This window comes from Streptomyces sp. NPDC048291, from assembly GCF_043201715.1.
GTDB lineage: Bacteria > Actinomycetota > Actinomycetes > Streptomycetales > Streptomycetaceae > Streptomyces.
This window is the reverse complement of sequence record NZ_JBICZC010000002.1, coordinates 346,911-360,314: the sequence shown is the minus strand read 5'-3', so window position 1 is coordinate 360,314 and position 13,404 is coordinate 346,911. Positions and strand designations below refer to the sequence as shown.

The 13,404-nt window shown below is 72.1% G+C and carries 17 protein-coding genes and 1 pseudogene; 13 read left to right on the top strand and 5 right to left on the bottom strand.

Annotated elements, in window-relative coordinates:
* Window positions 1-105 precede the first annotated feature (105 nt).
* The 7 genes and pseudogenes from ACGF5O_RS05925 (at window position 106) to ACGF5O_RS05895 (ending at window position 4,216) form a co-directional block, all read left to right on the top strand.
* A complete protein-coding gene (locus ACGF5O_RS05925) occupies window positions 106-345 on the top strand; it encodes a chaplin (RefSeq protein ID WP_393808678.1) in 240 nt (79 codons plus the stop codon).
* Between the two features lie 250 nt (window positions 346-595).
* On the top strand, window positions 596-886 hold the full coding sequence (locus ACGF5O_RS05920; protein WP_351959221.1) for a hypothetical protein: 291 nt from the start codon (window positions 596-598) through the stop codon (window positions 884-886).
* 131 nt (window positions 887-1,017) lie between these two features.
* On the top strand, window positions 1,018-1,518 hold the full coding sequence (locus ACGF5O_RS05915) for a DUF5949 family protein (RefSeq protein ID WP_393808677.1): 501 nt from the start codon (window positions 1,018-1,020) through the stop codon (window positions 1,516-1,518).
* Window positions 1,518-2,102 carry a vitamin K epoxide reductase family protein gene (locus ACGF5O_RS05910; protein ID WP_393808676.1) on the top strand — a complete coding sequence of 195 codons (585 nt, stop codon included), beginning with the start codon at window positions 1,518-1,520 and terminating at the stop codon, window positions 2,100-2,102. The genes ACGF5O_RS05915 and ACGF5O_RS05910 overlap by 1 nt, the downstream gene beginning before the upstream one ends.
* Before the next feature lie 129 nt (window positions 2,103-2,231).
* Complete coding sequence (locus ACGF5O_RS05905; RefSeq protein ID WP_393808675.1) at window positions 2,232-2,747, top strand: hypothetical protein; 516 nt, start codon at window positions 2,232-2,234, stop codon at window positions 2,745-2,747.
* Window positions 2,748-2,871: 124 nt separating this feature from the next.
* Window positions 2,872-3,363 (top strand): annotated as a pseudogene (locus ACGF5O_RS05900) (tyrosinase family oxidase copper chaperone); the annotation flags it as partial.
* Window positions 3,350-4,216, top strand: a complete 867-nt coding sequence (locus ACGF5O_RS05895) for a tyrosinase family protein (RefSeq protein ID WP_393808674.1) — start codon at window positions 3,350-3,352, stop codon at window positions 4,214-4,216. The pseudogene ACGF5O_RS05900 and the gene ACGF5O_RS05895, both read left to right, overlap by 14 nt.
* Window positions 4,217-4,280: 64 nt before the next feature.
* On the opposite strand, the gene ACGF5O_RS05890 is transcribed toward ACGF5O_RS05895, so the two are convergent.
* From ACGF5O_RS05890 to ACGF5O_RS05875, 4 genes are all read right to left on the bottom strand, one after another.
* Window positions 4,281-4,565, bottom strand: coding sequence for a chaplin (locus ACGF5O_RS05890; RefSeq protein ID WP_393808673.1), 285 nt, complete (start codon window positions 4,563-4,565; stop codon window positions 4,281-4,283).
* Window positions 4,566-4,669: 104 nt separating this feature from the next.
* The gene (locus ACGF5O_RS05885; RefSeq protein WP_393808672.1) at window positions 4,670-5,659 is read right to left on the bottom strand and encodes a D-2-hydroxyacid dehydrogenase family protein; all 990 of its coding nucleotides are present in this window, start codon (window positions 5,657-5,659) and stop codon (window positions 4,670-4,672) included.
* A gap of 153 nt (window positions 5,660-5,812) precedes the next feature.
* Entirely contained in the window at window positions 5,813-6,742 is a 930-nt protein-coding gene (locus ACGF5O_RS05880) for an NAD-dependent epimerase/dehydratase family protein (protein ID WP_393808671.1), read from the bottom strand.
* A gap of 27 nt (window positions 6,743-6,769) precedes the next feature.
* Window positions 6,770-7,726, bottom strand: coding sequence for a ScbA/BarX family gamma-butyrolactone biosynthesis protein (locus tag ACGF5O_RS05875; RefSeq protein ID WP_393808670.1), 957 nt, complete (start codon window positions 7,724-7,726; stop codon window positions 6,770-6,772).
* Between the two features lie 465 nt (window positions 7,727-8,191).
* Between ACGF5O_RS05875 and ACGF5O_RS05870 the strand changes: the two genes are divergently transcribed.
* Window positions 8,192-9,013 carry a response regulator transcription factor gene (locus ACGF5O_RS05870; protein WP_393808669.1) on the top strand — a complete coding sequence of 274 codons (822 nt, stop codon included), beginning with the start codon at window positions 8,192-8,194 and terminating at the stop codon, window positions 9,011-9,013.
* A gap of 157 nt (window positions 9,014-9,170) precedes the next feature.
* Window positions 9,171-9,779 carry a ScbR family autoregulator-binding transcription factor gene (locus tag ACGF5O_RS05865; protein ID WP_393808668.1) on the top strand — a complete coding sequence of 203 codons (609 nt, stop codon included), beginning with the start codon at window positions 9,171-9,173 and terminating at the stop codon, window positions 9,777-9,779.
* An 11-nt stretch (window positions 9,780-9,790) separates the two neighbouring features.
* On the opposite strand, the gene ACGF5O_RS05860 is transcribed toward ACGF5O_RS05865, so the two are convergent.
* Window positions 9,791-10,375: a TetR family transcriptional regulator gene (locus ACGF5O_RS05860; RefSeq protein WP_393808667.1), complete on the bottom strand. Its 585-nt coding sequence runs from the start codon at window positions 10,373-10,375 to the stop codon at window positions 9,791-9,793.
* Window positions 10,376-10,774: 399 nt separating this feature from the next.
* Between ACGF5O_RS05860 and ACGF5O_RS05855 the strand changes: the two genes are divergently transcribed.
* The 4 genes from ACGF5O_RS05855 (at window position 10,775) to ACGF5O_RS05840 (ending at window position 13,384) form a co-directional block, all read left to right on the top strand.
* The gene (locus ACGF5O_RS05855) at window positions 10,775-11,404 is read left to right on the top strand and encodes an OvmZ protein (protein WP_393808666.1); all 630 of its coding nucleotides are present in this window, start codon (window positions 10,775-10,777) and stop codon (window positions 11,402-11,404) included.
* Window positions 11,401-11,622: a hypothetical protein gene (locus tag ACGF5O_RS05850; RefSeq protein WP_393808665.1), complete on the top strand. Its 222-nt coding sequence runs from the start codon at window positions 11,401-11,403 to the stop codon at window positions 11,620-11,622. The genes ACGF5O_RS05855 and ACGF5O_RS05850 overlap by 4 nt, the downstream gene beginning before the upstream one ends.
* A 380-nt stretch (window positions 11,623-12,002) precedes the next feature.
* Window positions 12,003-12,374 (top strand): dehydrogenase, encoded by a 372-nt coding sequence (locus tag ACGF5O_RS05845; RefSeq protein WP_256215980.1) that lies wholly within the window; start codon window positions 12,003-12,005, stop codon window positions 12,372-12,374.
* Window positions 12,371-13,384, top strand: coding sequence for an ester cyclase (locus tag ACGF5O_RS05840; protein WP_393808664.1), 1,014 nt, complete (start codon window positions 12,371-12,373; stop codon window positions 13,382-13,384). The genes ACGF5O_RS05845 and ACGF5O_RS05840 overlap by 4 nt, the downstream gene beginning before the upstream one ends.
* Window positions 13,385-13,404 lie beyond the last annotated feature (20 nt).

Here is a 13,404-nt window from a genome sequence, read left to right as displayed (position 1 = left end):
CCCGGAGATCACTCCTTCGGCGGCACAACCCGGGGCGGCACAGCGCGTTGACACAGCGCTGGGCATCCGCCCGAATGTTTGTTTCGACCCCAAGGAGACCTCTCCATGTCGCGTATCGCGAAGGGCCTGGTCCTGTCCGCCGCCGCCGCCGCGGCCGTCGCCGGCGGCGCCGGTGTGGCTGCCGCCGACAGCGGTGCGAACAGCGCCGCCGCCCACTCCCCCGGCGTGCTGTCGGGCAACGTGATCGAGGTTCCGGTCCACGTGCCGCTCAACGTCTGCGGCGACACCATCGACGTGATCGGCCTGCTGAACCCGGGCTTCGGCAACACCTGCGTCAGCGACTGACGCGGCGGTTGTTCCCTTCGGCCGGCCGTCCGCCCGCGCACCCCGCGGGCGGACGGCCGGTCCGTTTTCTCCGGCCTTTCTCGGCCGTTCTCCGGCCTTTCGCCGAACCGCGACCCGGCGGCCGGTGCTCACGGGATCTCATATGTCTTCCGAAAACGGGGTTTCCGGTCCGCCGGGGCATCGTTGGGCAGGACGTCGGAATTCCCCCGGGCGGCTTGCGTTGCCGAAAGTCGCCGAAGAAAGGAACATGATGAAGTCGCTGAAGGCCGTCGCCGTCGCCGCCGGTTCCGTGGCTCTCGTCGGCGTCGCCGCGCCCGCGTTCGCCTACAACACCGCCGACCTCACGCCCACCAGCCTCAACGGCGCCGTGAACACGATCACCAAGGACGGCCTGGACCTGAACCAGGCGATGCCGCTGCGGCACCAGTCGAACGCGCTCGACACCGAGAACAAGCGCTCCCCGCTCAACACGGTCAAGACCGCGGCCGGCGCCCTCAACCAGCACAACCCGCTGCTGGGCGGTCTGCCGCTGCAGGGCTGAGCCGGGGCGGGCCGGGGGCGTTCGAGGGACACCAGGGGGTGTCCCTCGTTCGTGTGGCCCGGTCGGCGGGTGTCCGCCGACCGGGTGAGCGAGTACCCGGCCGCCGCACGGCCCGTCGGTAGGGTCGCGCGGTGACCTCAACCCCAAGCGAAACCCGCCCGTTCCGCCTCGCCGACCTCGGCACCCTCGTCGTGCTGGCCTGGAGCGGCGAGGCCCCCGACGGCAGCGACATGCCCTACCTGCTGGCCTACTCCCTCGGTGACGCCGCGGGCGGTCCCGAGGCCACCGGGGCCGCGATCGAGGCGCTGCTGGCGAACAACGGGCTGCCGGTCGGCGGCGACCTCGTCGACGGCACCGCCCGGCCCAGCCTGCCCGTCACGCTGCTCGTCGAGGCCGGTCAGGCCGTCCTCAGCCTGGCCCCGCTCAACGCCCAGTGCCCCGCGCCCGCGGAGTGGCTCGCCGCGGTCGGTGAACGCGGCTACGCCTACCTGGTGTTCACCACCCGCCCGTGGCCCGAGGGCGAGCCCGGCAAGCTCGTCACGCCCGAGGCGCTGAAGGACTTCGCCGGGGCCGACGAGACCCTGACGGCCGCCGCGCACGTCGTCCTGCCGGCCCGCAGCCTGCGCGGCTGATGGCGAGGACCGCGGGCGCCGGGCGGGGGTTCGCGCTGCTGACGGTGGTCGCGGGGGCGGCCGGGCTGCTGGCCTCCTGGGTCATCACCCTCGACAAGTTCAAGCTGCTCGAGAACCCGCGCTTCGTGCCCGGGTGCAGCCTCAACCCGGTGGTGTCCTGCGGCAGCGTGATGAAGAGCGCCCAGGCCTCGGCGTTCGGGTTCCCCAACCCGATGCTGGGCCTGGCGGCCTACGCCGTCGTGATCTGTGTCGGCATGAGCCTGCTGGCCGGTGCCCGCTTCCCCGCCTGGTACTGGCTGACCTTCGACGCCGGCTGCGCCTTCGGGATCGGATTCGTCACCTGGCTGCAGTTCCAGTCGCTGTACCGGATCGGCGCGCTGTGCCTGTGGTGCTGCCTGGCCTGGGTCGCCACCATCGTCCTGTTCTGGTACGTCACCTCCTTCGCCGTGAGCCGTCGCTTCCTGCCCGCGCCGCGCCCGCTGCGGGAGTTCCTCGACGAGTTCACCTGGGTGCTGCCGGTGCTGCACACCGGGGTCGTCGGCATGCTGATCCTGACCCGGTGGTGGGACTTCTGGACGAGCTGATCGGTGGCCGTGAATTGGCGAACAGCCGACTAATGCGGCACCCGGGCGAATTGTGAGCTGATGCCGATTCCGGCTCGTTACCCGGTACGGACGTCGCTCCTCTCGTATCCCGAAAGGCCCGTACCTGACATGAAGCCGATCACCCGAGGAACCCTTGCCGCCGTCGTCGCGGGCGTCGCCGTCGCCGTGGGGGCCGCCGCCACGCCCGCCGTCGCGGCCGGCGGGGTCCCCGTCCCCGTGCCGCTGGACGGCGTCGAGAAGTCCCTCGGCACGCAGATGCCCAGGCTCGGCCTGGAGCTGCCGCTGCTGATCCCCGGTGTCCCGGAGGGGCCGCGCTACGTCGAGGGCCGGCTCATCCCGGAGGGGGCGCTGCCGCAGGTTCCGCTGAACGGCCAGCTGCCCGGCGTCGGCCTCAGCGTGCCGCTCCCGCGTGCCCTCGGCGCCGGCTTCGACCACGTCGGCGTCGACATCCCCGCCTCCGACCTGCGCACCCTCACCCCCGGCCTGGAGTTGGACGCGCCCCTCAGCGCACCCGACCCGCAGCACTACGGCGTGCCGCACCTGAAGATGCCCGAGGTCGGGGTGCTCGGTCCGGTCCTCCAGACGGTCGTCGGCGGCGACCTGGGCGCCGGCCCCGGCAAGTAACCCTCCTCGCGGTACGGCCCGTTCCGCCCGTCTCCGGGCCGGAATGCGGCGCGGGGGTGACCGGGCGGCCCCTCGGACGGTTACCGGTACCGACAGTGGCCGGTGAACGGTACGAGGAGTGAGCATGGTCGTCGGAGTCGGTGGTGTGGCGGTGGGCGCGGAGCGGGGAGCCGGGCGGCCGGGCAGAGCCGGGGCGGGCAGACCGACGCGGCGCGAGGCGGCCCGGGGGCTGTTCGCCTCCGTGGTCGCCCTGGCGTTCGCCCCGGTCGTCGCAGCCTCCCGCCCGTCGCCCCGGGCGGACGGGCCGACGGACACCTCCTTCGACGAGACCTACCGGGGCCGCCGTATCCGGGGCGCCCTCGTACCGGCGGCCGAGCGGGCCGTCGACGACGGCGAGTGGCAGGTCACCGTGGACGGCCGGCCGCTGCATCTGATGCGTCGGGCCGACGGCACCTGGCTCAGCATGGTCGACCACTACAGCTCGTACCCGACCCCGCTGGCGGCGACCCGGGCGGCCGTGGACGAGATGGGTCCGGGGCAGCGGCTGCGCGATCCGGCGCCGGGTCCGACGGGCGGGGGACACATGCACATGGGGGGAGACCATGGCGTACGTGCGAAAGGACGTCAGCAGCCTGACGGCCGCCGAGCGGGGGCGGCTCGTGAAGGCGTTCCTGGAGGTCAAACGGCGGGGCGAGTACGACGATTTCGTGCGGACGCACATCGAGTACTACACGCCCGACGGCGAGGACGGACTGCGCGCCGCCCATATGGCGCCCTCCTTCCTGCCCTGGCACCGCCGCTTCCTGCTCGACCTGGAGCAGGCCCTGCGCCGGGTGGACGGGTCGGTGACGGTGCCGTACTGGGACTGGACCAGGGACCGTTCGGCGTCCGGCACGCCGTGGACGAAGGACCTGCTCGGCGGCACCGGCCGGGCCCGCGACCAGCAGGTGATGACCGGCCCCTTCGCCTACGCCGCGGGGCACTGGACCATCACGGAGGGCATCACCGACGGCGAGTTCCTCGCCCGGGACCTGGGCCGGGCCCGCGACCCGATCGACCTGCCCACCGGGGCCGACCTCGACCGGGCGCTGGCCGACCCCGCCTACGACGTCCCGCCGTGGGACTCGACGGTCACCCGGGGTTTCCGCAACCGGCTGGAGGGCTGGGGAACCGGCAGCGGAAAGGCGTCCTGGCACAACCACAACCGGGTGCACCGCTGGGTCGGCGGGGCGATGCTCGGCGGCGCCTCCGTCAACGACCCCGTCTTCTGGTTCCACCACGCCTTCCTCGACCTCCAGTGGGAGCGCTGGCAGGCCCGGCACCGCGGGCAGCACTACCTGCCGGCGAGGCCGCCGGGCCCCGGCGACCCGCAGCGCGACCGGGTCGTCGCCCGGGGCGGGAAGCTGCCGCCGTGGGACGTCACCCCCGAGTCGCTGGAGGACGTGAGCCGGATCTACCGGTACGCCTGAGGCGCCCCGGACAGCGGAGGAGCCCCGGCGCCCAGGGCGCCGGGGCTCCTCCGCGGGCAGTGGCTCAGGAGCCGTAGCCGCCGTTCTTGCTGTCGCCGCTCTTGAGGTGACCCTCGTTGGCGCAGGTGCCGCCGAACGCGGGGTTCAGCAGACCGATGACGTCGACGGTGTCGCCGCACAGGTTCACCGGGATGTTGACCGGAACCTCGATGACGTTGCCGGACACCACGCCGGGCGAGTTGACGGCCTCGCCGTTGGCACCCGCGTCGGCCAGGGCCAGGCCGGCCCCGCCGATCACCACAGCGCCGGTGCCGAGGGCTACGACGGCGGCCTTCGCGATGCGAGACATCACGTTCTCCTTCTTGTTGCTCGGGGAGTGCGGCGGCAGGACCAGCCGCCGCACTTCCCTTTCAACGCCCCGACCTGCGGCTGGTCACGCCGATCACCGGACGATCACTCCAAGGGCCGGAGTCGGGACGCCCCCTGAGGCAGCCGCCGTACCGGGGCGCCCGCCAGGAAGGCCCGGATGTTCTCCACGGCCTGGCCGTAGTACGTCGTGTAGTTGGCGTAGGAGACGTAGCCGAGGTGCGGGGTGGCCAGCAGCCGGGGCGCGGTGCGCATCGGGTGGCCGGCGGGCAGCGGCTCGATGTCGAAGACGTCGACACCGGCGCCGGCGATCCGGCCCTCGTGCAGCGCGGCGAGCAGCGCGTCCTGGTCCACGAGGGCGGCGCGGGAGGTGTTGACGAGGTAGGCGGTGGGCTTGATGAGGGCGAGTTCGGCGGCGCCGAGCAGCCCCCGGGTGCGGTCGCCGAGCGCCAGATGGACGGAGACGAAGTCGCTGGTGGCGAGCAGGTCCTCCTTGCTCGGGGCGAGTTCGACCCCGACCTCCTTTGCGCGCTCCTCGGTGAGGTTCTGACTCCAGGCGCTCACCCGCATCCCGAAGGCGAGCCCGACCTGCGCCACCCTGCTCCCGATCTTCCCGAGCCCCAGCAGCCCGAGCCGGCGCCCGTGCAGGTCGGCGCCGACGGTGGACTGCCAGGGCCCGCCGCCGCGCACCGCGTTGCTCTCCTCGACGAGCCCGCGGGCCAGCCCGAGCAGCAGCGCCCAGGTCAGCTCGACCGGCGGCGTCGAGGAACTCTCCGTACCGCACACCGTGACCCCGTGCGCCTCGGCGGCCGCGTAGTCGATGACACTGTTGCGCATCCCCGAGGCGATCAGCAGCCGGAGCCGGGGCAGCCGCCCGAGCAGCGACCCGGGAAAGGCGACGCGCTCGCGCAGCGTGACCACGATGTCGAAGTCGGCGAGAGCGGCGGCGAGTTCGTCCTCACCGGCCGAATGCTCCCGCAAAGAGACGACCTCGACCCGGTCGGCGAGCGACCCCCAGTCCCCGAACTCCCCGCCCACACCTTGAAAGTCGTCGAGCACAGCACAACGAAGACGCATTGCTTCACCGTACCGTCCACCCGACGCGCCCCTTCAGGGGCGCGGGGAACTGCGCGACCAGCAGAAACCCACCCGCAGTCGCCCGACAACCTGTCCCGGCACCCCCTTTGGCGCCCGGCAGCTCGCCGCACAGAAAAGGTGCCGGGCACAACCTCACCTCGCCGCGAGGACCGCCCGATACCACGGCTCGGTACGGCCGAACCACGTGTCGAAGCCACCGCCCGGACACTGACCGAGCTCCGACCACAGCGCGTCGGCCGCGAAGAAGTGGTCCGTCGTGAGGATGTCGAGCGTGCCCGGCGCAACCCCCTTGGCCGCGAGGATCGCCTTGGCCCCCTCGACGGTGAGGTTGTCACGCGGCCAGTCGATCCCCGCACAGCCGGCGACCGCCCGCAGCGCACTGCCCACGGTGACCGGCGCCGGATCCGCCGCGTGGTACACCCGTCCGGTCAGGACCCCGTCCGGCGCCAGCGCGGTGGCGACCAGCAGCCGGGCCAGGTCCGGCGCGCCGATGACCGACGCCCGCGACAGCCAGCCGGCCACCTCTCCCGGCAGGGCCCGCAGCAGCCGTGCCAGGGAGGGACCGACCCACGTGTCTCCCACGCCGAAGACCAGGTGCGGCCTGAGCACCACACCGCCGGCCGCGAGGACCGCGTCCTCGGCCGCCGCGCGGGTGCGGGAGGTGACGGAACCGGGATTGCGGGTGAGCTCCTCGGGCCGGTCACCGCGGAAGGTGCCGCGGCCGTACACCGAGGCCGTGCTGAGCTGGACGATCCGGTGCACTCCGGCCCGCCGCGCCTCGGCGACCAGCGCCGCCGTGCCACGCGCGTTGACCGCCTCGTTGGCCGCGGCGCTGCCGCCGATCTGCGCCGCGCAGTGCAGGAGCACGTCGACCCCGTCGCACACCCCGCGCAGCGAGCCGGGGTCGGTGAGATCGGCGTGCACGGTCCGCGCCCCGGCACAGGACCGCGGCAGGGACCGGCGGTGGCTCATGAGCCGGAGGCCTGCCCGCCGGCGCTGTGCCTCGCGTGTCACATGGGCCCCGACGAACCCGGAGGCGCCGGTGATGAGAAGGACGGGCACGGTGACTCTCCCGGGGAGCGGTCGGGGTCAGCGGACACGGGGCCGCAGGACGAGTTCGGCGGTGAAGACCGTCTCCTGCCGCTGGCTGCCGTGCACCCGTACCAGCAGGTCGCCGGAGTCGCCGTACGGTTCGGGGTCGGCCGTGATCCAGCAGGGCGCGTCGAGTTCGGCGTACCGCGTGAACTCGCTGCGCATGCCGAGCAGCAGGGCGCAGGGTGCCCCGGTGCGGGCGTGCGCGGCCTGCCGGGCGGCCTCCAGGAGGAACATGCCGGGTATGTGGTCCACCGGGTGGTCGAAGTAGGTGGGGTGCGCGGTGTCGACCCGCAGTTCCCATCTGCCGTACGTGCCGGGCGCGGGTGCGCACAGGACGACGTGCCGGGCGGTGGCGTGGCCCACGGCGGCCGGGTCGAGGGCCGGCGGCGGGGTGAGGTCGGTGGTGGTGGGGCGCTCGCCGCGCATCCGCAGGTACACCTCCGGGCTCATGCAGCGGAACGCGGCCGAGGCGGTGGCGCGGGCCCCGTTCTCCCGGACCACGGTGACGTCGTAGCGCATCTCCCGCAGCCGGCCCGCGCGGCGCACGACGTCCCGGCAGACCGCGTGCATCTCGACGTCGGTGGGGACCGCGTCCGTGACCAGCAGGTCGGGCTCGGCGGTCACGGACATGTCAGACATGAGGAACTGGTGGCCGAACGGCACGTCGAACTCGGCGTGGGCGAGCAGGGACCCGATCTGGCGGATCGACTCGATCAGCAGCATCGGGTCCTGGTATCCGCCGTCGGGGGCGAACAGCGCGTGGCTGCGCGGCCATTGGGCCCGGACGACGAAGCCGTCGAAGCCGTCGGCGCCCGGGGACTCGTCGCGCTCCCAGCCGGTGAGCAGGACTTCGGAGACCGCCGCGCGGTGGACGTACTCACGCGGCACAGTGGTGGTCAGTCCGGGAAGCAGCGGCTTCGGGGCGATGGCCCGGTCGGTGAGGTGCGGCATGTGCAGCGCTCCTGTGTCGGTGTGACGGAAAGGAGGGGGCAACAAGCCGTACGTCGGCTGTCACCCCCCGTGGCCGACGTTCTGCACCACAAGATACAGACAGGTCGGTCCGGTTCTGCAAGAGGCGAGGCGATTTCTTGGGCGAGTCGGGGACCCCTGGGGGTCTGCCATCGATGTCAGGCGACCGTTATGTCGGTATTGCAACCGCGAAACGTGCAAGGTTGTATGATTCACCGGAGCTGCGTGATCCTTGGTCACGTCTTGCCGTGGGGAGACTTAACGGAGTACCACCTCCCACTTGTCCGGTATTCCGACGAAATCGCAGCTCACGGTAGGGGTCGTGACAAGGGGTTCGAGCGCCGCGCCGGAGAACCTTGGCGGTTGACAATCAGACAAGTCTGTTTGGTACGGTCTGGTCCTGAACCCGCAGTCCGAGATGACGTGGATGTGCCTCAGGGGGAGCAGATGAACCGCCAGTACGCGGACCTCGTGGCGCCGGCGCCGCGGCACCACCGCTCGCACGGCCCGCTCGTCCCGGCCGGGCACCCGGCCGGCCACTCGGCCGGGCAGCCGGCCCGCCCGGCCCCCGTGTCCGGCGCGCCCCGGGCGGGAGCGCTGAACGTCCTGGTCGTGGAGAGCGACCCCCGGGCCGCCGACCCCCTCCGGCAGGGGCTGGCCCGGCACGGCTACGCCACCCACGGCGCGACCACCGGCGCCCAGGCGCTGCGCGGCCACCGCGAGGCCGACCTGGTGCTGCTCGACCTCGACCTGCCCGACCTCGACGGACTCGAGGTGTGCCGGGGCATCCGGGCGGTCAGCGACCTGCCGATCATCGCCGTCACCGCGCGCGGCTCGGAGCTCGACTGCGTGCTCTGCCTGCAGGCGGGTTCGGACGACTACCTGGTCGAGCCGTACGGGTTCCGGGAACTGCTGGCCCGGATGGAGGCGGTGCTGCGCCGGGTGCGGGTACGGCCGGCGGACCAGCCGGCCGCCGGCCGGGTCGTCGCCCACGGGCCGCTGTGCATCGACCCCGGCGCCCGCACGGCCACCCTCGACGGACGGCCCCTCGACCTGACCCGCAAGGAGTTCGACCTCCTCCACCTGCTGGCCTCGCAGCCCGGCACGGTGATCCCGCGCCGCCAGATCATGGCCCAGGTGTGGGACGACGCCTGGTCGCCGCGCGGCCGCACGGTCGACACCCACGTGGGCACCCTGCGCGGCAAACTGGGCTCGGGTGCCTGGATCGTCACCGTCCGGGGGGTCGGTTTCCGGATCGGCAGTCCGTAGCCCCCTCGCGCGTTTGCCGAGGTCACACCCGGTTCCGGCGTGCGGCCGGGGAACCGCTTTCTGACAACTCCCGTCGCGGTACTGACCGTAGGCCGGCCATGCGGCTTACGATACAGACCAGTCTGTTGAATTCAGTGGGAGAGCGTAAGGATCTGGCATGGCTCAGCAGGAACGCGGCAAGCGGTCACGGCGGTCGATCCTGGAGGCGGCGGCCCAGGTCTTCGACGAGCGCGGCTACGACGCCGCCAGCACCAACGAGATCCTGGCCCGCACCGGACTCACCCGGGGGTCCCTCTACCACCACTTCCCCTCCAAGGAAGCCATCGCGCTGGCCCTGGTGCAGGCCCACGCCGAGGCCCTGGAAGTGCCCGAACGGCCGGTCAGGCTGCAGTCGGTGATCGACCTGACGCTGGAGTTCGCCCGGCGCCTGCAGCACGACGCGGTGCTGCGTGCGAGCGTGCGGCTGACCACGGAGCAGACGTCGTTCGACTGCCCGCCGCAGACCACCTACGAGCAGTCCATGGACACCATTCTGGCGCTGCTCCAGGAGGCCGAGAAGCGGGACGAGATCCTGCCGGGGGTGGACGTGCGCGAGGCGACCTCGCTGATCGTCGGCTCCTTCACCGGCCTGCAGATCATGTCCCAGGCCTACACCGGCCGCGCCGACCTGCCCGAACGCACCAGCGTCCTGTGGAAGTTCCTGCTGCCCGGCCTCGCCACGCCGGGCCTGGTCGGGCGGCTGCGCACGACGCCGCCCGAGGAGTGACCGGCCCGCTCTCAGATCCTGCGCTCGCCGCCCCGGCCCGGCGGCCGGTCCCGGTCGAACAGCGGGCGCAGCAGCCGCCACAGGCGCTGGGTGATCTCGCCGTCCCACCAGCCCGGGTCGGAGTGCCCGAGGGTCTCGATGCCCGCGGCCATCACCACCGCCAGGCCGGCGAGGTCCGCGGCCGGCTCCGGGGACTCCTGCTGCGCCTCCGCCACCCGCTCGTGGACCGCGGCGAGCATGTCGTCGCGGAGCCGGGGCGGTCCGGCCGAGCCGTCCGCGGCCAGCTGCATGCCCGCCCGGACCACCTTCTCGGTGCGCATGGCCTCGCCGAGCGCGAACAGAAAGCGTTTGGGCGCGTCCGCCGCCGGACCCGCGAAGGCCTCCTCGGTGAGCGCCTCCACCCGCGCTCTCGCCTCCTCGTACACGGCCGCGGTCAGCGCGGTGGTGGAGGAGAAGTGGTGGTACAGCGCCCCCCGGCTGACCCCGGCCCGGCGGCAGATGTTGACCAGTCCCGCGTCGGACAGCCGACCGTCCGCGATGAGCTCGGCGGTGGCATGGACGAGAGCCTGACGCGTGTGCTCGGATCGCGCCTGCATCAGGTCGTACCCGCCTTCCCTGCCAACAGTGTGCCCGGTGCATGCACTGTCCGCGGGCACCGGTGCCAATGGTGGTAAGAATCATACAACCATGCCTGTTTCATGGGAGGACCCCGGTGGTGGTCCACCTCCTCATGATCTCCACAGGATCTCAACTTCGCAGGCTACGGGCATGGTTGTCCGGAAACATGCGCGACGAGCGAAGGTTCGGCTTGGTCCTCAATCAGACAGGTCTGTTTGTAACATGGCTCAAATCCGGCCACTTGACACAGGTTTGACACTCCGCTGACAGAGCTGCGGAGGATTGTGGGAAGCCTGAACCGCCGTGCGTTGAACCGGCCGCCGGCCGCCCGGAGACTGGACGCAGTTCCACACGGACCGAGGATTCGGGGGATCCGAATGGAAGAGCCGGAGCGACTCACGGACGACCACGCCAGCCGCGACTGCCGCAGGCGCTGCGGCCGGATCTGCGTCCGCTGCCTGGACCGGATCGACGGCGCGCTGCGCACCCTGCTCGACCTGTACCGGGAGAGCGACCAGGCGCTGGCGCCCGGGGCGCCGGTGCTGCGCGAGCGGGTGAGCGGCAGCCGGGCCACCGTCGGCATCGTCCTCGACGAACGGGCGCTGGCCCTGCGGGCCCGGACGGCCGAGGTCATGGGGCTGTGGGCGCGGCTCGTCGTGGACGAGCGCACCGGCGCCCGCCCCGCCGGCCGCGGGGTGCCGGCGCTGGTCGGGTTCCTGCGCGGGCAGCTGCCCTGGTTCGCCGGGCACCCGGCGGGCGCCGACCTCGACGAGGAACTCGCCGAACTCCGCACCGACTTCGGCCGACTGCTCGGCCCGGGCCCGGTACGCCGGTTCGCCCTCGGCGCCTGCACCCGGCCGGAGTGCGCCGGGACGCTCTACGGCGTGCTGCCTGCGGACGGCGGCGACCGGGTGCCCGACCAGGTCACCTGCGACGCCGGCCACGCCCTGCCGCCACGCCAGTGGCTGCTGGTCGCGAACCGGGCGAGAGAGGTGGCGACGACATGACGGAACCGGACCGGCCGAAGGCGGGCGAGGAGGCGACCGGACCGGCGAAGCCGCGCACGGTCCCGACGGAACTGGCCGCCCTCGCGATGGGCGTCACCCAGGCGACCATCCGCAAATGGGCGAGCCGCGGCAAACTCACCCGCCACGGCGGCCCCCGGCGGGCCGAGTACGACCTCGACGAACTCTTCGCACTGGCGCGCAGGAGCGAGACCGAATAGGCGGCGCGCGACCCGGCGACCGCGGTCAATTCGACCAACTCTTCGCCGTCGTAGCTGTCGCACGGAATTCACCGACCATCACCCGCAAGAAACCGGATCCGTGCGGGGATCCGGTGCGAAGCAGCCCCCGCGGCCCATCCCCCCTGCCGCGGGGGCTTCTTCGATTACCCGCCTGATTGTCAACTCGCTTTATCTAAAGGGAAGTTGACGCAACCGAACAGAGGTGTCACACTCTTTTCGGCGCCCCCATGCCCTGACGGCGGTGGCGCTTCTCCCGGGCTTCTGCATTCGAGCCCGTGGCGTCCTTCCCGAAATCCGTGCCCCGACCGGGGCGCGGATTTTTTGTTTTCTCTCCGCCCCGACTTGAGGAAGTGTGGTCGATGCCTGTTTCCACCTGGACACCCGTCGGTCAATGGACGGGTACGGTCACGCACGACGGCGAGGTGGACGAGTACACCGTCGCCTTCGCCCCGGACGGCTCGCTCTCGGTCACCACGCGCAAGAGCACCGGCACCGGCGCCTGGACCGTCACCGGCGACGACTCGCTGGAGTTCTCCCTGCGCGAGGACTTCAATCTCGACGTCACCCAGATCAGCCCCAACGGCCACCGGGCCGCGTACATCCAGATCGACATCACCGCGCGCCACGACGGCGACGCGCTCACCGGTGAGGGCAAGGCCGTCGTGCACGGTCCCGACGACGTCGTGATCTACGCGACGGACGCCCGGACCGAAGCGCGCCGGGTGTCATGACGGCCGAGGTCGCCCGGCTCACCGACGTGCTGAGCCTGCGGGACCTGGCCGGGCGCTATCTGGCCGGCCTCGACGAGGGCGGCTTCGACGAGACCTGGGCGAGGTCCCTGTTCACCGAGGACGTCGAGATGACGTTCCCGGTGGGCAGCCACCGGGGCCTCGCCGGGGTGTCCGGCTTCACCACCGAGATCATGGCGCGCTGGGGCCGTACCCACCACCACGGCTCGGAGACCCAGGTCGAGGTCGAGGGCGACCTGGCCGAGCTGAGCTGGAGCCTGATCGCCTCCCACGTGCACCACGGCTCGCCGCTGCCGCCGGACCCGACCCAGTACTTCCAGCTCGGCGGCCGGTTCACCGGCACGGCCCGGCGCACCCCCGACGGCTGGCGGTTCGACCGGCTGCGGCTGCGGATCGTGTGGACCACCGGCGCCGTGCCCAGGGGAGTCACCCAGGTCGACCGCAAGACCCTCGACACCCGTGGAAACCCGCCCACTTCAGCAGAGGAGAACGCACCCATGCCGACCACGCTCACCGCGGACCAGCAGAAGGAACTGATCGAGAAGGTCTTCCATGAGGGCCTGGACCTCGGCGACCTGTCGGCCGCCGACCGCTACCTCACCGCCGACTTCCGCAACCACGGCAGCCACGACGACTCCATGCGCGGCCCGGAGGCGTTCAAACACACCATCCGGATCCAGCAGTCCGCGTTCAGCGACATCAAGTACGAGATCCTCGACTTCATATCGATGGGCGACAAGGCCGCCATCCGCTGGGTCATGCACGGCCGGCACACCGGCCCGTTCATCGGCATCCAGCCGACCGGGCTGCAGGTGCAGCACCAGGCGATCATCTGGTTCCGCTTCGAGGGCGACCGGATCGCCGAGCGCTGGGGCATCGTCGACAACTTCTCCCTGGAGCGCTTCCTCAAGTCCGGCGGCAGGCCGGGCGGCCCGCTGACCCCGGCCGGCGGTCCGGCCGGCGGTCCCGCCGCGGGCAAGCCCGCGGCCTGATCCGCCGCCCCGGCCGCGCC